This is a genomic window from Winogradskyella sp. SM1960, assembly GCF_020179375.1.
GTDB lineage: Bacteria > Bacteroidota > Bacteroidia > Flavobacteriales > Flavobacteriaceae > Winogradskyella > Winogradskyella marina.
Genome location: NZ_JAICBG010000008.1, coordinates 85,951 through 103,982, shown reverse-complemented (window position 1 = coordinate 103,982; position 18,032 = coordinate 85,951). Strand labels below are relative to the sequence as shown.

Below are 18,032 nucleotides of genomic sequence, written 5' to 3'. Positions count from 1 at the left end.
AATCAGCAACGTGACTTTTCAAGATCTTAATTTAAATACACCTTTATATAACGCCTTAGACGATTTAGGGTTTACAACTCCTACTCCAATTCAAGAAGAATCATTTAGTGTGGTAGCTTCAGGAAAAGATGTCGTTGGTATTGCGCAAACAGGAACAGGAAAGACTCTTGCCTATATGTTGCCTATTTTACGAAATCTAAAGTTCTCTAAACAAGATAACCCAAGGGTTTTGGTTTTGGTACCAACACGAGAACTGGTTGTACAAGTGGTTAGTGAGATTGAAAAATTTTCTAAGTACATAAACAATCGTGTGTTGGGTGTTTATGGTGGTACCAACATTAATACGCAGAAACAAGCTGTAGCACAAGGTCAAGACATAATAGTTGCGACTCCTGGTCGTTTGTACGATTTGGCTGTGAGCAGAGTTTTACAATTAAAATCCATTCAGAAATTAGTGATAGATGAAGTTGATGTGATGCTCGATTTAGGGTTTAGACATCAACTCCTTAATATTTTTGATATTCTACCTCCGCGTCGTCAGAACATTATGTATTCGGCAACGATGACAAAAGATGTTGATGATTTAATTGCAGACTTTTTTAAAAATCCGACAAAAATAGCAATTGCTGTTTCTGGTACTCCATTAGAAAACATAAAGCAACAACGTTTTGATGTGCCTAATTTTTATACCAAAGTCAATTTATTAGAACATTTACTTCGCGATAAAGACAACTTTTCAAGAGTCTTAATTTTTGTGGCTTATAAGAAAATGGCTGACCGACTTTTTGATAAGCTTGAAGAATTATTTCCAAGTGAAACTTGTGTTATTCACTCTAATAAAACGCAAAATTACAGGTTGCGAAGTATTGAGCAATTTAGAGAAGGTGAAAATCGCTTATTAGTGGCTACAGACGTTATGGCAAGAGGTTTGGATATAGAAGATGTATCTCATGTTATTAATTTTGACACACCAGATTATCCTGAAAACTATATGCATAGAATAGGACGAACTGGTCGTGCAGAACAAGAAGGACACACCATATTGTTTTCTACAGAAAGTGAACAAGAAGGTTTAGAACGTATTGAGGAATTAATGCAAATGAACATTGAAACGCTCCAAATTCCTGAAGATGTTACAATTTCAACGGAATTGATCGAGGAAGAACGTCCACAAATTAGAGAACGTAATAACCCAACAAAGCGTCGCGATGAAGATGCTCCTGGACCTGCATTCCATGAGAAAAAGGAAAAAAATCAAAAGGAAAATTTAGGTGGTTCTTACAAATTTAAAATTGCTGCAAAATATAAGAAGCCAAAAACTAGAGGTGATAAGAATTACAATCGTCGGAATAAGAAATAAGAACTACGCTTCTACTCTAGCGTTAATAAATCATCGCAGTGACGATTATAATCTAAGCACAGAATTTCTAAGGTTTCTAAAAGTAGCGCGTTCAATTCTACATTATCTGGTTTAATAGCAAAAGCCAATTTAAATTCTGAATACGCTCCAGAAATTCTCCCTTTATTTAATCTCCATTTTCCAGATTTTAATAAGAAGTTAAAGGCATAATTATCTTTTTGAATCGCCCAAGCCAATTCTTGTTGGTGACGTAATCTAGAATCTTCTATCCAACGTGGAATTGCTAACGCAATTACTAAAACCATTATAAAGAACAAGATGATACCAAAATTATAACTGCCTTCATTATTTGAATATTGAAGTTTAAATTCTCGACTATAGGTTGGAACAGCAGTAAATGAGCCTTTTCGTTGCATAGAAAATGGCTTACGTGGTCGCATCGCGTAAATCCATTTTTGCAATCCTAAACCCATATAACCCATAAAGTTGCTTTATATTATAGGTCGCAAATGTGAGGGTTTTGTTACAACTATTTCCGTGTAAAAAACAAAAAAGACCTGTCAGGTTTCGAAAACCTGACAGGTCTGACATTAGTTGTCAATACAATTCCTGTTCTATAAGTTTTCTCAGTTGCAAAATTGAAATACCATCATCAATATCCATCTCGTCACTCCAATGTTTAAAATCAATGTAACCAACTTTAGTAATCGTATTAAATTCTCCTAAAATATGATCTAGGTATAAAAAAGCTAAAGTTTTATGTTTGTTTGGATCTGAATCCATGTTTTTGATATATATCTCAATATCTACTTTTTCTTCATTTTCATTAATTACTGTTCGTATTTTAATAGCTGAACTTGGATATTCTACTCCATCAAAATTCAACTCTATTTCGTCATTAGGTTGCCTAAACTTTTTCACAATCCAATTGTCTAAATCTGGTTTGGCGTCAAATAGTTTTTGTGTTGGCAGAATACCATCCTTCATGCCATCTGGTGTAATAATTAGAACTACTTTTTCATCAGAAAGTGTCATTTCAGGAAACAATAACGGATTGTACTTTTTAAGTGCTTTACTTAATCCATTATAAACGGTATAATCTTCAAAATCTGAGTGAATAAAGGCTTCGAGTTTTGTTTTATTCTTAACGACCCAATTCCAAAACCGTTCTTCTTTTGTTGATGTATTGAAAAATGAAAATAACATACTTTTTTACAGATTATTTAATGGGTTAGAATGTATTATAATAAAGATTATATCTTTTGATAAGTAATAATATACTTGTTCCACAACCAAGTATAAACGCAACTATATTAAAAATTAAGAGTGATTTTTTTTCAATGCCGTAAAAATTTTTATAGGTGTTTTGTCTATTTAATATATAAATTGAAATAATCGGAAGAATCAAAACCGCAATAATTGTGAGAATATAAACGACGTCGAATGTCATTACTTCATACGTCATATCAAATAATGAAACTGCAAAAATGTTGCATGTAAGTAAATAAAAGGAACTAAGTAATAGAAACCAACTTAATTTACTCTTATATAAAACTGCAAAAACGGGAATTAACAAATATAGCAACGGTTTAAATAGACTATAATAACTCAATGTTCTCAGAATGGACGTCATATTATATTCATTTTCATTCCGACTATGTAATTCTGGAAACTGAATTATAGCACTAATTGCATATACAATAAATATTAGAAGTATTATAACATAAACAATATATACTGGCTTAAACCATTTCATTCTAATTGCTAACAGCCTTCAAAGAATCCAACTCTCGTTGTAACGCATTAATCTTATCTGAATTATCTTTAGCCTTTGGAATACGCATTAACGAATCTATGACTTGCTCCACAATATCTTCATCCTTTGGTTCTTCTTTGTAGTAATAGCCAATGCCTTCACTAGATCTCCACGCTTCGTTTAATTGCTTATATACTTCTTCATCCCAAGTGCTTGGATGTTTTACATCGATCCAAATGACATCTCTGTACTCACTGTCAATTAACACCAAATCTGGTGTTGCAGAGCCATCAAATTGTTGTGCGTCTGTAGAACTAATAGAAGAAATGGTTCCTAAGAAAAACATACGTTTTCTCCCGGCGATATCTTTTATATAAGGTCTGAATTCAACAGGTGTACTCGCACTCCAATCGTATTCCTTCCGCGATTCTTTAACTTTAAGTGGCATGGCAGACACACCTGCATAACCTTGCTTTTTAGTAGCATGATCGTAGTAAAACAAGGCATCCGTTCCGTCTGCAGGTACAAACACACTATAACTTAAACTGGTACGTTCATCACCTACAGGTTCTAATCCAAACCAATGATATAAACCACTGTAGGCATCGGAATTTGATCCTGAAAAATCAAAATCAGTAACATAAGGTTGTTGATTCTGGTCTTTAGGCATTAACGGTATTTTAACCGCTGTTTTCATATTCCATGGCAAAGGGTCGCTAAAGCCTCCTAAAAACTTTAAGGATTCGGCTTGTAATTGAGATACCTCTTCCGCTAAAGTATTTTGTTTATTTAAAAATGGATAGTTCTTAATATCATCTGGACTTACAAATGTTCCTTTTCCGATGGTAATTCGTTCTAAATAATCATTGAAATCGTGTTCTCCACTATCAATAATCATTACACCACCAAAACTTGGATAAGGAAAAAAGAAACCTTTCCACTTAATTAAACTGACCACTTCTACCCAATTACCAGCATCATTCTTCATATAAAATGTATCACTTGGTTCATAATTAAATAGCATCCAAGGATTAAAACGTTGCACAACGGCATTGTAGGTGTTTCTACTGAATTTTAAGGATTCACCTATTGAAAATGTGACATCAATTCTGTTTTCATTAGAAAATCTTGGAAAAGGCGTTGTACTACTTACCGAAAACACTTCTTCAGTATTATCACTAATACGCTGCATCACATACTTCTCACTAGGCTGAATGGCCATGGTCCATTTATTCTCAGTACCAATGCGCACCAAATGTGGTAAAGACACATCCTTGGTTTCACCAACACTCTCGTTGGCCATTGAAAACACATTTCTTAACGGCTGTATACGTTCGTTTTGCGTTAATGGTAATTCGTTAATTTCTACTTTATTGAGATCATTAAAAACATTGTAAGTTTTCATGTAATCGTACATTTTATAGTGCCAACCAACAACATATAGAATTCCGAAGAACACAATTAATAAGGCTAAAATACCTAAACGACTACTGACATTTGCTGATTTTCTGAATTTTCGTAAACCCAAAAATAAAACCAGTAAACTGATTATAATGACGAATATGTATTTGCGTAGAAATAATAAAACAGGTTGATAATCGTCCCTAAAAAAGAACAATAACACAACCAATAGCAATGCCGTGAATATTACGATTCGTTTTTGTTTGCCTCCTTTGTTCCAGTAGTTTTTTATCATGGTAATGCTTCCTGCGAAAGCAGGAATCTCCTAGTTTAAATTAATATTTCTAATTATTTAAGTTTCAAATGCTTTATGAGATTCTTCGACTGTGCTCAGAATGACATAAGTCCTTTATCCTTTAAACGTTCCCGAGCACTTTTTTCATTCATTTTTGCTTCAGGTTCGTTTTCAATTTCTTTTTTAGCTTCTTCTACGGCTTTGTTATCCTTGTTTTTTAGGTCTTCTAAAAAATCTTTTCCTTTTTCAACAACATCATCAAATTTATCTTCCAAGGATACGCTTTGTTCTTCAATAACTTCAGACGATTTAATTATAAAACTAGCCAAGTAAGTACCTATAAGTGTGCCCACGGCAAATGAGGCAAATGCGGATATCCCGTTATAACTGCTAAATACAGCAATTGGTGTTAAAAACTCAATAATTAAAGCTGCAACCAACACCAGACTTACCACAAAAATAAGACGCGGTAAAAGCGATTGTTTATACACAAATCCTTTAGGATTATTAGCTTTCATTTGAAGTTCTTTACTATTCACTATTTTATTTAAAAAGCGATAGGCGCCATTTCCATTGGACTCTCTCCAGTACAGAAAAATTCCGAATAAAATAGCTGATATAAAAATGACGAGTTCTATTCCCATGGTTGTTAAAAGTTTGAAGTTGGTAGCTTGAAGAACGGAGTTCAGTGCTCAACTTATATTAATATTTCCTTTGCGCCTTTGCGTCTCTGCGTGCAATAAAAGCACTCTACTAAATTAGTCTAAAAAACTTAGATATTGTTACCAATCCTCCCAATTACCCAATCCCTAAAAGAATCCTCCCAAGTCTCATAACTCTTATAAAACTGTTCCTTATCGTACCAATATAAAAATAAAACATCCCTTGGTGCAATGTTAATTAACAGCTTATGGATTAAATCGCGATGCTCAGAAGATAATGACGAATGCGGTTGATGTAACGCAAAGTAAAAGGTTTGATCTACGATGTCTTCAATTTTATAAGCATTGCTACGTTCTAATTTTTCAAGATAGATTTCCACGCTCATCACTTGTTTTCTAGCATTGATATCTATTTTGTTTAAATAACTTTTAAATAGTACATTATCATTCAAAATATCATTAATAGGATGTTCCGTTTCTTTTAAAAACTGTGCCAATTCATATTTTTTAATGCGGTCGTAATTTGGTGTTTTTACCATGTCTTCCAAATCACATTCAATAATTAAATGGTCTTTTAATTTATCGACTAATTCTGGTTGCGCAATGTGGTAAATTAACACATCATGGATCGTATCTTTTATAGCTTCTTTATAAGCTTCTTTATTTTCAAAAACCACAATAGGTTTTATAAAGTCTCTCAGTACATACACACCACCAAAAGCTCTAGTAAAAAATGAATTAGTAGAAAAATGTAAAGGGTGTAAGCTTAAGTCCCTATGTCTTAAATCACCATATGTATTTGCCGAATCTAAAAGTTGCTGATGAATATTCTCATCTATAAAATTGTTACCGGTTTTAAAGATATCAACTAATGCTAATTGGTCTTTTTGAACTTGTTCTAGATGATCAATAAGCCTAAAAGTGATATTGATATTGTCATATTTTAAAACATCTAATGGCTCGTAAAAGACATCAATATTTTGGTCAAAATCTATGCAAATAGCAGAATCTCTGGTAATATCATTAATTTTTTGACCATGGGTTCTAAACACATGTTGCATCATTTCTTTATCAAACGAGTGAAATGGCAAATAAACCGGTTTACCTTTTTGTAATGGTGTAATAATAATGCCATGTGGATTTGCCTCACCATGATTAAGGTAATGCATATTCTTATGTTCTTCAGCTACTTCTGGACTCCAACCCATACCATCAATAAAAAACGACTTCAATTTGGTTTCTGCAAAGCCCATCGTTTTTAAGCATTTGTTATAACGCTCCACTAGTTTTCCGCTTATGGGAATAAGTTCGCTGCGGTATAAGTTGGCTTGTTTTAGTTTTTGCATAGTTATATCCCACAAAAGTGGTAATCTCATATTTTACGCTGAGTTTCGCTGAGTAACACAGAGATACACAGAGTTTATTGTTATTATTTAATTTTTTAATTCATTAGATTCCTGTTTTTACAGGAATAACAACTATTCTAATAATTTATTAATCTGAGCATATTGTACTAACATAATGGTCTTAGCATCAATAATCTCTTCATTTGTAATCATTTCTATAACTTTAAAAAACGGAAGTTCTAGAATGTCTATTTCTTCATCTTCACTATCTAAGCCACCGCCTTTAGAAATTTTCATATTTTCATTATATGCGGCTACAAATAAAAACATCTTTTCCGTTAAAGCGCCTGGTGACGTATAAGCAGTTAATACTTGCTCAGCATCGTTTATTTTATAGCCTACCTCTTCCTCAGTTTCTCGAATAATAGTTTCTAAAGCACTATCGTTATTATCAATTGCACCAGCACAAGCCTCAATTGACATGCCATCTGTATTGTTATTTTCGTAAGCTGGCATGCGGAATTGTTTGGTTAAAATTACCGTTCTTTTTTCTGGATTATATAATAAAATGGCCGCACCATTTCCTCTGTTATAGGTTTCGCGTGATAAACGTTTCCATTCGCCATTTTCGAATTGATAATCGTAATCTATTCTATCTAGTTTTGCCCAATCATTTGATAGGGTTGTTTTGGTTATGTTTTTTAGGTTGTTCATATTTTTATAAAACATTCTACTTTATGTCATTGCGAAGCTAACTTCTTCGCTAACTGCAGCAATCTATTTATTAGTAAGGTTTTCCCTTTATCAGATTCCTCGTCGCTCGTGCCTCGTTCTGTCGGAATGACAAAGACTACACACTTTTTACTTTACACTTTTTTACTAATACCTTTACTTCCCAAACTGCGCTCTCGCTTCAGTCTCAATATTTAACTGATTCACTCTGGCATCTACTTTTCGTTTAAAATCGGTATCTGCAATGGTTGCCACATTATCTAAATATCTTATAACCTCTTGTCGTCTTATATCTGAAAAATTTAAACCTTTCATATTGGCTTTCATTAATTCTTGAAGCATCTTAAATTTGGTGTCATAATCCTTTTTGAAATACGTTTCAGGATTCTCAAACCAATCTTTTTCTAAATCGAAATCTGTTAATCGTAATGAAATTGCTGACTGAATGTTTCTGACATCTCTCGAAGAGAAAAACGGAAATATTTTTTGAATCTCTTTGTATAAAGCCGCATAAAACATGTGATCGTTATTTTGATGCAACTTTTCAACTTTATCAAAGGTATCATGTACACGCGCTTCTGTTGGATGCTCAACCAAATTTAAGATTTCGCCCATACTATTTGCTAAACTTTGATCGGATAAATATTTATAGACCTCAGGATCATTCATGTTTACAAAATCGGGCATGGTTTCCTTTAACTTCTTCCACCAAATGTAATCTTGATCAACAAAATCATGTTCAGTTCGTGCACCATCAATTTTAAATCTTCCTTGTACACGCGAAATCACAGCTTTATCCAGCATTTCAGGTAAATTGGTAAATAAACCAATGGAGCTGTTACCATAATTCACCGCATAAGCTCCTTCTGTATATCTTAAAAACACACCAATTACTTCTTTTACTCCAGCGGAAACACCTTGTGCTGTTCGTTCCTGTAGGTTATTTTCGGCATCGTCAATTGGTGCAAAAATTAAGCGTGTTGGATCTTGTAAAGGTTTCATCCACTCCACCATTTTTTCGGCAGAACCACCCTGAAATGTAGATATCAATGTATCTGGCATTGGGTGGAATAAAAATGGAATCTCTAAATTATCGGAATGTTCTTTTAATCGGGTTGCAATAGCAGCAATTAACATACTTTTACCTGTTCCAGGAATACCATAACCCATAAACACAGGCATAAAACCACCTAATTCTTGAAACGGGTTTTTCTTTGCTTCAATATCATAACTCAACAAACGCTCAGTTAAGCGACGTGCAAAATGCTTGGCATCTCGGTTTCCTACAATTTGTTCGAATTGTATTTTATTGAATTCGATACTTTTTGCTGTACCTTGAAATACATTTTCCCATCCTGAAACTGCAAAATCACTGTTTTCTAATTTGTAAGTTCTGTCTGAAACGGTTTCTGTATATTCTAAACTACTTTTTCGAAGTTGAATTTCATCTATTAAGGCCTCAAAATAAACGACTGTAAAATCGATAACATCTTTATCTGATTTTATAATCTCAGGATGTCCTAAATACTTGTCGTAATAAAACAGTTGACACGATATACCTTTTAAAGGTGTTAATAATGATACTTCTGGAATGCCTGCAAACTTCTGTTTCATTACAGATAAATCGTCTGAAGCATGTGGTTTTAAATCGTGAAGAATCTTATAAGCCGCAGCAAATAACATGAAAGCGGTTGCGGTATGCATTTTACTTTCATACTCACGTCTTCCAGAATTATCTAATGCCGATTTATTTTCACTTAAACTCGAAAGTCCTGACGCATCGTAATATGAATCCTTAATCCAAAGCCCTAAGTTTATGCCTTCTTGAACAGCATATAAGGATTGATTTAGATTAATAGGCAGTGCAACCGATTCTGGTAATAACCGCTTTTTTAAAGCTAAAATGGTTTTTGAAACTGACGTCACATTAACATTACTACCGTTATTTGCTCTAGATAAATACAATAAAATAGATTCGTCTTTGGCATCATTATCTTTATTCTTCGCACGTTGACTTTGCTCCCATTGAATAGATTTTAAATAAGAGGTTGCTTCATCGCGAAGCATATCTAATTCGTTTTGTTTTATAGGGAAGGTTGAGTTGTGTTCCATGTTTTTTTTATAGTCTTCAGTTTTCTGTCTTCAGTTCGCAGTACTTACTGTTGCGTTAATTTAGTATTCAGTTGGCAGTCTTCAGTATTCAGTACTTACTGTTGCGGCTTATTGTTGCGTTAATTTAGTATTCAGTTTTTTAAATCATTTAATCTTATGTTGAAAAATCACATTATGTTACACCAACTGCGGACTGCCAACTGAGGACTGCCAACTAGAGGACTTACTTTGTATTTATAATCCGAATTTACCAGGATTCTTCATCATGTAATTGATAAGTTTTCCTATTTCTTCACTTTTATATTGTAATTCTTGTTTTTTAGTTTCAGTTATATATTCACATGCTAATGCAAAATCTAACCACAATTGAGTCTCTGAATTTTCACTATCTGCATCTGACAATTTGCTTTTAAAATGCTTTTCATATTGACGTTTTCTATATCCTTCAGCAATATTGGAACAAACCGCTCTACTCGACCTTACCATTTGTGATGTTAAGCCAAACATTTCGGACTTAGGAAAATTTTTAGTCATATGAAATATTTCCATAGCTGATTCAAATCCTTTTTGATATGCCAACAATGTTTTAAACGACATATTATACTTTACTTTTTATAACTGCTAACTGAGGACTCTAAACTGCTTATTTGCACTGGTGCCATCGCCAACTTATTCATAACCTCAGGTGTTTTATTATATAGCATTTGAATTATTCTATGTGGTGCAAAAATATACCGTTGCCTATATGCGGCATCCCAACGTTGATAGGTTTGCTTACTAAAAAAGCCACCCTCTTTAAATTCGCTTCCGGATTTTAACTCGTCTACTTTAAATGAAACTGCAAACGATTCTAACGGAATTTCCTTATTTGCGATACTCTGTAAAATAGCATGAGTCACTTTGTTTTCGTCTTTAGCAAATACATTATGAATTGGTCCTAAATCGACACGCTTAATTAATTTAGGTAGCACTTTAGGTAAACGTTTATCAATGCCATATGCCATAGTATCTAAAGCCATTTCTCTATCTGCAATAGTTTTTAAAGCCCTGTAAATTTCGTTGCGGTCATTTAAAGGATCTTTACCATCGTAATTAAAGTACATGTAACAAATAAATGGTCTGTTATGCGACACATCGTAGAAACTCCAGCTGACTAAGTATTCTGCCGGCGAACCTTCTGGCGCTGTTATAATTTTACCTTGAACAAAACGGTTAAAAATATATTCTTTCTTTGCTGATGTATAATAAACAATAGATGCCGCTTGAAAGAGTTTGCGTTTAGAAATAGGCTCTTTCTTTCGCATTAATGTATCTAAAAACTCTTCTTTTAAAGTATCTACATCTGTGAGTTTACCTAAATAATCTTCTCGTAAGGCGAGATCGTTAAACAAATAGCGGAATTCTAAATAATTAGGAAAGCTTGAGTCGGTTAAATCGACTTTCATGTTTTCCTCTTCGTCATACATATATTTTACACGCATGGCTTCAATAGAATACAACAATAAATCGCTGTATTGTTTAAACAAGAGTACTTCTTGCTGATTTAATATTTGTTTTTGCTGAACAGCAACAATGAGTTCCTTTAATGTAAAATCTATCATTTTGTGATAGAACACATACTGTTCTTTGGAATCTAATATTGCTGAATCTAAAGGTGTAACTATCATTTTTGCAGGCAGTTGACAGTATTCTGTTTGCCACGAATACTAATCTTTTTTTAATAAATTAATTTTAAAATTCACATTTTTTGTTTTTTATCCCATTCACGCTTTACAATAAAAATCAAGAAAACGATTAATGAAGAAACTGCAGAAATTGCTATTGAAGAAATAATATCTTTCTCATGCCGAAACATATAATTTCCAATTGACGAGAACACAAAGAATATGATTAAAAATAGTAGCAATCCTCTATTAGTCATCGTTCTTTCTATTTTGTTATAATTAGTAATTGTTTCTTTCTATGAACTCGAGTTATTGCGTTAAGGATTGAACGGCCTGTTTGAGCTCCTCGCAGAGAGCGAGTAGTGAAAGCCTGACCTACTTTTGTCATTAAAAACAAAAGTAGGTAACGCCATTATTAAATTACCCTAAAAGATCATCTTCACTAGCTTCTGGTTTTGGTTGGCCTGCTGGCTCTCCTCCTCCATCACCAGCTGGTGCATTTGGATCTACTTTATAATATTCATCAAAAATTTCTTTCATGTCAATACCATAACGGTCTGCAAAGTTCTTTTGGATTTCTGCATCTTTAGTTCTGATTTCTCCTAAGGCTTCTGCATAACTGCCGTAAACACCTTGCATTACTTTTTCGTGAACCGGTATATTATCCATCATTTCTTGACGCGCTTTAGCACTTGCGGTATGCATGGCAGCTAAAGTTTCACCGATATGCTCATCGGTTTTAACCCCTAAATGCTCTAAAATAGCTGCGAATTCTTGATCTGTACGTGCTTTTAATGCTACCACATAACCATCGTAATATTTTAGTCGCTCGTCTGTATCTGATTTTAATTTTGCACGATGTGTTTGTAAGTTACTACGTAACGACGTTAACACTTTAATGGTAAGATTATGCTTATGCACAAAACTATCCTTTGAAGCTGCTAAGGTGGTGTAAGCATTTTTGAGACCTTCTAACTCTTCAACTTTTTGCTCTAAAGTGGTTACTTTGGCTAAGGCATCTGAATATTCTGTAGATTGTTTATCTGCTACTTCTTCTAAAGCCTGACGTGCTTGTTTTAAAAGTGCATACTGCTCTTCGAGCTTATCTTCTACTTCTTGTTTCTTTTGAAGGGCTTTTGTATGATTATTAGAAGCTTCTACTATGGCCGTTTTAAGACTTTCTTCAACTTCTTTTATTTCGATTTCTCTATCTTTTAAACGTTGGATTGCCGCTTGACTTTTAAATGACAACTCGTTTAATAACGTCTGAACATCTGCAGTTTCGATACGTTGCTGAAACATAGCTTTTGCTTTGTTGTCTGAAGCATCGCGCTCTTTCTGTGCATTTTGAAGTTCTTGTTCTGCATCTCTTATTTTACTTTTTCGTCCCCAAAGATTATTCCACCACGTATCTGGCTTGTTTTTAGCGTCTTCTAGTTCAACTTTTGCACGCTCTAAACGTTTAATGGCATCGTCAATGATTTTTTGTTCTGCAGCATTTAGGGCCGAAAAGCCTTCAAACATTATACCTACTTCATCTTGGTAATCTGTTAAGTCTTTAATGGCATCTAATAAAGTAGTTCTATCTTTTTCTGCCATATCTACAACATTATCTAATGTTGCATTCAATATTTTCTGACGACTCTCTGGATCATCTTCTTGAGCCAGCTTTGACTTCATTTGGTCAATCGCTTTTCCCCAATTTACATCTACTTTTTCAGTTTTTTCGTTGGAATTTGTTTCTAATAAATCAAAATCATCAGGCATATTTGTCTAGTGTTATTAAGTTGAACAGTTTAAAGGATAACAATTTCGGTAAATTTTTAAGACTATAAAAACTTTAATTGCTAAAATATAAGTAGCATATATTTTGAAAATGTTACAAAAAATAAAAAATATTAAATTTGCTTAACAGTTAGATAACTTTCTGTTTCCCTTAAAAACACAGTGGTTTAACGGACTTTTTTAACAGTTTATCGGTGTTATTGTGAACTAAAAGATTGTAAATATTTTAATATTAAGTATTTAACATCAACTTTTTTTCTATATTTACATTATAGAATCCAAATCTACAAAGTAAAATGATAAATATTAACCTGTTTTCAAAGGCTATAATTGTGACGACAACACAACTTACAATGATTTTAATAGCTGTGGCAACGATTTTTCTTGTTTTTATTTTAGTAGCAATCCTTAAGATGTATAAGCTCAAAGCAGAAAATAGAAAGTTAATGCAAACTAACGCTTATACGGATTATGAAAAATCTGGTGAAGATTTATCAAGCGGTCATCTTTATGATGATAATTAATAAATGACTATGAGTCTTATAGTATTAATTCCTTTTTTTATATTTTTTGCCATATTTATCTTTTATAGTAAAGCTGATTTGTACGCACATGAGCATGATGCATCTATAAATAGGGAAATAGGTAATTTTCAGTCTAATTTTGAAGACTTACAAAACTTAAATATTGAAAACAATTATTACCTAAATAATAATCACATCTACAGTGATAAATAAAAAGAGCCAGCAATTTGCTGGCTCTTTTTTTCGTTTAAATGCAATTAAAATTATCGCACTAATTTTCTATACTTAATTCGTTTTGGCATGATATCTCCACCTAAACGTTTCTTCTTATTTTCTTCGTAATCACTAAATCCTCCTTCGAAGAAATAGACTTGTGAATCACCTTCAAAAGCTAAAATATGCGTACAGATTCTATCTAAGAACCATCTATCGTGACTAATAACAACGGCACAACCTGAAAAGTTTTCTAAACCTTCTTCTAATGCACGTAATGTATTAACATCTAAATCATTAGTAGGCTCATCTAAAAGTAATACATTACCTTCTTCTTTTAGTGTCATTGCTAAATGTAAACGGTTTCGTTCACCACCAGAAAGTAGTTTTACCTTTTTATTTTGTTCACCACCAGAGAAATTAAATCGACTTAAATAGGCTCTAGAATTGACTTCTTTTCCACCCATCATAACCAACTCTTGCTCGTCACTGAAGTTCTGCCAAATTGTTTTTTCCGGATCAATGTTAGAGTGTTTTTGATCGACGTAAGCAATCTTAGCTGTTTCTCCGACTTTAAATTCTCCTTTGTCTGGTGTTTCTTCTCCCATTATCATTCTGAAAATGGTTGTTTTACCAGCACCATTTGGTCCAATAATACCAACAATACCTGCCTGAGGCAAGTTAAAATTTAAATCATCATACAATAATTTATCATCGTAACCTTTAGCAACACCAAGGGCTTCAATAACATTAGTTCCTAAACGTGGACCGTTAGGAATATAGATTTCTAATTTTTCGTCGAGTTGTTTTTGATCTTGACTCATAAGTTTGTCATAGTTCTTCAAACGTGCTTTTTGCTTTGTTTGACGACCTTTTGTCCCTTGACGTACCCAATCGAGCTCGCGTTCTAAGGTTTTTTGACGTTTAGAAGCTGTTTTGCTTTCTTGCGCCATACGTTTCGATTTTTGATCTAACCAAGATGAATAGTTTCCTTTCCAAGGAATACCTTCACCTCTATCGAGTTCTAAAATCCATCCTGCAACATTATCTAGAAAATATCTATCGTGTGTTACAGCAATAACAGTTCCTTTATACTGTGCTAAATGATGCTCTAACCAATGTACAGATTCTGCATCTAAATGGTTGGTAGGCTCATCTAATAATAGCACATCTGGTTCTTGTAATAATAAACGGCATAACGCTACACGACGACGTTCACCACCAGAAAGCACTCCAATTTTTTTATTTCCATCTGGCGTTCTTAATGCGTCCATGGCTATTTCGAGCTTGGTATCTAATTCCCATGCTCCTGCAGCATCAATTTGATCTTGCAATTCGGCTTGACGGTTCATAAGTTTCTCCATCTTATCTGGATTACTATAAAATTCTTCTAAGCCAAACTGATCGTTAATACTATTGTATTCATCTAGAATGGCAACCGTTTCAGCAGCACCTTCTTTAACGACTTCCATAACCGTTTTTTCATCATCTAGTTGTGGCTCTTGTTCTAAGTATCCAACCGAATAACCAGGTTGAAAAACAACATCACCTTGGTAGTTTTTATCGACTCCTGCGATAATCTTTAATAAGGTAGATTTACCTGAACCGTTGAGACCTAAAATCCCAATCTTAGCTCCATAAAAGAAGCTTAAGTATATATTTTTTAAAACAGGAGTGTTTGCTCCTGAAAAGGTCTTTGTAAGACCAGACATTGCGAAAATTACTTTTTTATCGTCACTCATTTGGTTGTTAGTTTTTAAACTTTAGTCAAAGAGATATAAAGTTTTAGAATTAATAATGTTTTTAAAAAAGCGGTTGTTATACAGTACAGTTAAGAAATTAAACTCTACCCTTTAGCGCATTAAATACCCATGCGATGCAGAAAAAACCGCCTCCAACAGCTGCGAATCCCCAACCTGCAACATCATCGTACCTAAATGCTCCAAGAGCAATAAGCCCAAGTCCTACAAATATCATAATCCAGGTAGCCCAAGACAGTACTGTATTTTTATTCATTGCCATAATCAATCTTAGTTTAATAGTTAGTTAATTTACAAATATCGTATTTTAAATAAACAAAATGCCACAATTGGTGATGCTTCTATCATAAATAAATTACAATTTTAGCATAGGAACTTCAATACATAATAATTCACTGTCGGAATATGATGTGACAGTAAAACTATCAATTTCTGAAATTCCGACAGCATCTCTGGCGTCTAAAATGTCTCCTTCCACTTCAATGGATCCAAAGATATTCATCATATAAACTCCGTGTTTTTCACTTTTCAATTTATAATTGAACGATGTTCCTTTAGATAAGTCAATACGTGAAACTTTTACATCTTGATGAATTTTCAAACTCTCATTATCCGCATCTTTAAAAGACGTTACTACTGTTTGAAGTTTATTTTTTCTAGCGTTTACATTAAACCGTTTTTGATCATAACGAGGTTCTACATTTCGTTTTTCGGGAATAATCCAAATTTGAAACAAACTCAAGTGTTCATCAACAGATCCGTTAATTTCAGAATGCTGAACTCCTGTTCCTGCTGACATTACTTGCACCTCACCTGGAACTACAGCTTGCCATTCAGTATTCATGTTATCTCGATGTTTTAAAATGCCTTGTAATGGCATTGTAATAATTTCCATATTATCGTGTGGATGTGTACCAAAGCCCATTTTTGGTGCAATGACATCATCATTTAGAACTCTTAAAGCTCCAAAATGTACTTTTTCGGGATTATGCCAACTTGCAAAACTAAACGAATGATTAGCCTGTAACCATCCATGGTTTGCAAACCCTCTGTCTTCTGCTTTATGTATTATTTTTTTCATGATATGAGATTACTGCATTCGTAGGAATTGGTCAACGCATTTTATCTAACAAGTCACTTAGCTGGTTGGCCTCATCTTCATTCAGGTTTTTAATAATCTCGTTATTAAAATCATCTGGAATGGACTCTAAGAGATTCATACCCGTTTTGGTGATTGCAATTTTTACAACACGTCTATCATTCTCAGACGGAAACCGTTCAATGAGGTCTTTAGCACAAAGTTTATCCATTAATCGCGTGGCGTTTGGTGAACGCTCTAACATTCTGCTTTTAATGGTTTTAACCCTTAGTGGTTTGTCAGCGCCTTTTAATATTCGTAATATATTATACTGTTGTTGAGAGATGCCATAGTCTTTAAAAAACACATTCTGACGACTCGTAATCCAATTTGCTGTATATACGATATTCAGCATGGCTTTAATTCGATTATTCTCGAAGGTTGAATTGATATCTTTTGCTATGTTTCCCATATAAGTCTTTGGTCTTTTGAAGAGATGGAGTTTAAACTTTTACAGCAGAATACTGTTCGCTTCGCTCTAACATCTTTTTAGCATAAGGACAACTTGCTGTCGCTTTTAAATTGTTTTTTATTAAAAAGTCTATGGCAGCATTAATCAGTTTTTGTCCTAGACTTTGCCCTCGGTAAGCGCTATCAATTTCTGTATGGTTAAGGTCAATAGTTTGGTCTTCGGTATATACATAAGTCATCTCGCCTATCTCTTTATCTCCGTCTAACAGGTAAAATTTATTTTCTGATTTTGATTCTATATGTTTTAATTCCATGATTTAAATACTATTTTTAAATTGTTTGACTTGCGTTAATAATTCATTATTTAACTCTGTATTGGTAATCTTTCCTTCAGAAAAGTTATCATTAAAAGATGGAAGTGAATATTTTCCAACGATATCAGCATTATGTCGCGGAAAACGATCTAAAGCTATTTGTAAAACCGATTGTCCGCCTCTAGCTCCTGGTGAGGATGCCATTAATAACATAGGTTTTCCTAACCAATTTTTCTGTTCTGCTCGCGACAACCAATCGAATAAATTTTTAAATACAGCTGCATATGATCCATTATTTTCTGCTAATGATACTATAATGCCATCCCCTTCTTTCAGGATATCTAAAAATTTGATGGCATTTTTTGGTATACCTTCTTTGGCTTCCAAATCTTTACTAAAGATTGGTAAATCGAAATCATTAAGATCTAAAATTGTAGCTTTTGCATTATCTACAAGCGATGCTGTATAGGTTACTAATTGTTTATTGATTGAATCGGAACTGTTACTACCAGCAAATGCTATTATATGTTTCATTAAAATTGTTTTTTTTGAAGTTTAA

General features: G+C 33.5%; 19 protein-coding genes. 3 read left to right on the top strand and 16 right to left on the bottom strand.

Annotated elements, in window-relative coordinates:
* Positions 1-10: 10 nt before the first annotated feature.
* Positions 11-1,360 (top strand): DEAD/DEAH box helicase, encoded by a 1,350-nt coding sequence (locus K1X16_RS16100; protein WP_225037128.1) that lies wholly within the window; start codon positions 11-13, stop codon positions 1,358-1,360.
* Positions 1,361-1,371: 11 nt separating this feature from the next.
* Here K1X16_RS16100 and K1X16_RS16095 read toward each other — a convergent pair whose 3' ends face one another.
* From K1X16_RS16095 to K1X16_RS16050, 10 genes are all read right to left on the bottom strand, one after another.
* Positions 1,372-1,842 carry a hypothetical protein gene (locus K1X16_RS16095; RefSeq protein WP_225037127.1) on the bottom strand — a complete coding sequence of 157 codons (471 nt, stop codon included), beginning with the start codon at positions 1,840-1,842 and terminating at the stop codon, positions 1,372-1,374.
* Positions 1,843-1,957: 115 nt separating this feature from the next.
* Positions 1,958-2,566, bottom strand: a complete 609-nt coding sequence (locus K1X16_RS16090) for a hypothetical protein (RefSeq protein WP_225037126.1) — start codon at positions 2,564-2,566, stop codon at positions 1,958-1,960.
* A gap of 551 nt (positions 2,567-3,117) precedes the next feature.
* Entirely contained in the window at positions 3,118-4,812 is a 1,695-nt protein-coding gene (locus tag K1X16_RS16085; RefSeq protein ID WP_225037125.1) for a hypothetical protein, read from the bottom strand.
* A 95-nt stretch (positions 4,813-4,907) separates the two neighbouring features.
* Positions 4,908-5,456 (bottom strand): YqkE family protein, encoded by a 549-nt coding sequence (locus K1X16_RS16080; protein ID WP_225037124.1) that lies wholly within the window; start codon positions 5,454-5,456, stop codon positions 4,908-4,910.
* Between the two features lie 128 nt (positions 5,457-5,584).
* On the bottom strand, positions 5,585-6,820 hold the full coding sequence (locus K1X16_RS16075; protein WP_195871247.1) for a DUF6638 family protein: 1,236 nt from the start codon (positions 6,818-6,820) through the stop codon (positions 5,585-5,587).
* Positions 6,821-6,952: 132 nt separating this feature from the next.
* Complete coding sequence (locus K1X16_RS16070; protein ID WP_225037123.1) at positions 6,953-7,534, bottom strand: NUDIX domain-containing protein; 582 nt, start codon at positions 7,532-7,534, stop codon at positions 6,953-6,955.
* Positions 7,535-7,708: 174 nt separating this feature from the next.
* Positions 7,709-9,664, bottom strand: coding sequence for an AAA family ATPase (locus tag K1X16_RS16065; protein ID WP_225037122.1), 1,956 nt, complete (start codon positions 9,662-9,664; stop codon positions 7,709-7,711).
* A 234-nt stretch (positions 9,665-9,898) separates the two neighbouring features.
* On the bottom strand, positions 9,899-10,261 hold the full coding sequence (locus tag K1X16_RS16060; RefSeq protein WP_195871250.1) for a four helix bundle protein: 363 nt from the start codon (positions 10,259-10,261) through the stop codon (positions 9,899-9,901).
* An 8-nt stretch (positions 10,262-10,269) separates the two neighbouring features.
* On the bottom strand, positions 10,270-11,331 hold the full coding sequence (locus K1X16_RS16055) for a hypothetical protein (protein WP_195871251.1): 1,062 nt from the start codon (positions 11,329-11,331) through the stop codon (positions 10,270-10,272).
* 417 nt (positions 11,332-11,748) lie between these two features.
* Positions 11,749-13,095, bottom strand: a complete 1,347-nt coding sequence (locus K1X16_RS16050) for a microtubule-binding protein (protein ID WP_225037121.1) — start codon at positions 13,093-13,095, stop codon at positions 11,749-11,751.
* A gap of 314 nt (positions 13,096-13,409) precedes the next feature.
* On the opposite strand from K1X16_RS16050, the gene K1X16_RS16045 reads away from it, so the two are divergent.
* Positions 13,410-13,637 (top strand): hypothetical protein, encoded by a 228-nt coding sequence (locus tag K1X16_RS16045; RefSeq protein WP_195871253.1) that lies wholly within the window; start codon positions 13,410-13,412, stop codon positions 13,635-13,637.
* 9 nt (positions 13,638-13,646) lie between these two features.
* Positions 13,647-13,850 (top strand): hypothetical protein, encoded by a 204-nt coding sequence (locus tag K1X16_RS16040; RefSeq protein ID WP_195871254.1) that lies wholly within the window; start codon positions 13,647-13,649, stop codon positions 13,848-13,850.
* A gap of 50 nt (positions 13,851-13,900) precedes the next feature.
* On the opposite strand, the gene ettA is transcribed toward K1X16_RS16040, so the two are convergent.
* The 6 genes from ettA to K1X16_RS16010 all read right to left on the bottom strand — a co-directional run bounded on the left by ettA (position 13,901) and on the right by K1X16_RS16010 (position 18,007).
* A complete protein-coding gene (gene ettA / locus K1X16_RS16035; RefSeq protein WP_225037120.1) occupies positions 13,901-15,592 on the bottom strand; it encodes an energy-dependent translational throttle protein EttA in 1,692 nt (563 codons plus the stop codon).
* A 97-nt stretch (positions 15,593-15,689) separates the two neighbouring features.
* Complete coding sequence (locus tag K1X16_RS16030) at positions 15,690-15,872, bottom strand: CAL67264 family membrane protein (RefSeq protein ID WP_157361696.1); 183 nt, start codon at positions 15,870-15,872, stop codon at positions 15,690-15,692.
* A gap of 93 nt (positions 15,873-15,965) precedes the next feature.
* Positions 15,966-16,691 (bottom strand): pirin family protein, encoded by a 726-nt coding sequence (locus K1X16_RS16025; RefSeq protein ID WP_225037119.1) that lies wholly within the window; start codon positions 16,689-16,691, stop codon positions 15,966-15,968.
* A gap of 31 nt (positions 16,692-16,722) precedes the next feature.
* Entirely contained in the window at positions 16,723-17,160 is a 438-nt protein-coding gene (locus tag K1X16_RS16020) for a MarR family winged helix-turn-helix transcriptional regulator (RefSeq protein ID WP_225037118.1), read from the bottom strand.
* Positions 17,161-17,191: 31 nt separating this feature from the next.
* On the bottom strand, positions 17,192-17,473 hold the full coding sequence (locus K1X16_RS16015; protein WP_195871258.1) for a GNAT family N-acetyltransferase: 282 nt from the start codon (positions 17,471-17,473) through the stop codon (positions 17,192-17,194).
* A gap of 3 nt (positions 17,474-17,476) precedes the next feature.
* Positions 17,477-18,007: an NADPH-dependent FMN reductase gene (locus K1X16_RS16010; RefSeq protein ID WP_225037117.1), complete on the bottom strand. Its 531-nt coding sequence runs from the start codon at positions 18,005-18,007 to the stop codon at positions 17,477-17,479.
* Positions 18,008-18,032: the final 25 nt, after the last annotated feature.

What these genes read in the sequence shown, in the direction of transcription:
- K1X16_RS16095 (WP_225037127.1), bottom strand. Translation starts at nt 1,842, where the DNA reads ATGGGTTATATGGGTTTAGGATTGCAAAAATGGATTTACGCGATGCGA.
- K1X16_RS16090 (WP_225037126.1), bottom strand. Translation starts at nt 2,566, where the DNA reads ATGTTATTTTCATTTTTCAATACATCAACAAAAGAAGAACGGTTTTGG.
- K1X16_RS16085 (WP_225037125.1), bottom strand. Translation starts at nt 4,812, where the DNA reads ATGATAAAAAACTACTGGAACAAAGGAGGCAAACAAAAACGAATCGTA.
- K1X16_RS16080 (WP_225037124.1), bottom strand. Translation starts at nt 5,456, where the DNA reads ATGGGAATAGAACTCGTCATTTTTATATCAGCTATTTTATTCGGAATT.
- K1X16_RS16075 (WP_195871247.1), bottom strand. Translation starts at nt 6,820, where the DNA reads ATGCAAAAACTAAAACAAGCCAACTTATACCGCAGCGAACTTATTCCC.
- K1X16_RS16070 (WP_225037123.1), bottom strand. Translation starts at nt 7,534, where the DNA reads ATGAACAACCTAAAAAACATAACCAAAACAACCCTATCAAATGATTGG.
- K1X16_RS16065 (WP_225037122.1), bottom strand. Translation starts at nt 9,664, where the DNA reads ATGGAACACAACTCAACCTTCCCTATAAAACAAAACGAATTAGATATG.
- K1X16_RS16060 (WP_195871250.1), bottom strand. Translation starts at nt 10,261, where the DNA reads ATGTCGTTTAAAACATTGTTGGCATATCAAAAAGGATTTGAATCAGCT.
- K1X16_RS16055 (WP_195871251.1), bottom strand. Translation starts at nt 11,331, where the DNA reads ATGATAGTTACACCTTTAGATTCAGCAATATTAGATTCCAAAGAACAG.
- K1X16_RS16050 (WP_225037121.1), bottom strand. Translation starts at nt 13,095, where the DNA reads ATGCCTGATGATTTTGATTTATTAGAAACAAATTCCAACGAAAAAACT.
- K1X16_RS16045 (WP_195871253.1), top strand. Translation starts at nt 13,410, where the DNA reads ATGATAAATATTAACCTGTTTTCAAAGGCTATAATTGTGACGACAACA.
- K1X16_RS16040 (WP_195871254.1), top strand. Translation starts at nt 13,647, where the DNA reads ATGAGTCTTATAGTATTAATTCCTTTTTTTATATTTTTTGCCATATTT.
- ettA (WP_225037120.1), bottom strand. Translation starts at nt 15,592, where the DNA reads ATGAGTGACGATAAAAAAGTAATTTTCGCAATGTCTGGTCTTACAAAG.
- K1X16_RS16030 (WP_157361696.1), bottom strand. Translation starts at nt 15,872, where the DNA reads ATGGCAATGAATAAAAATACAGTACTGTCTTGGGCTACCTGGATTATG.
- K1X16_RS16025 (WP_225037119.1), bottom strand. Translation starts at nt 16,691, where the DNA reads ATGAAAAAAATAATACATAAAGCAGAAGACAGAGGGTTTGCAAACCAT.
- K1X16_RS16020 (WP_225037118.1), bottom strand. Translation starts at nt 17,160, where the DNA reads ATGGGAAACATAGCAAAAGATATCAATTCAACCTTCGAGAATAATCGA.
- K1X16_RS16015 (WP_195871258.1), bottom strand. Translation starts at nt 17,473, where the DNA reads ATGGAATTAAAACATATAGAATCAAAATCAGAAAATAAATTTTACCTG.
- K1X16_RS16010 (WP_225037117.1), bottom strand. Translation starts at nt 18,007, where the DNA reads ATGAAACATATAATAGCATTTGCTGGTAGTAACAGTTCCGATTCAATC.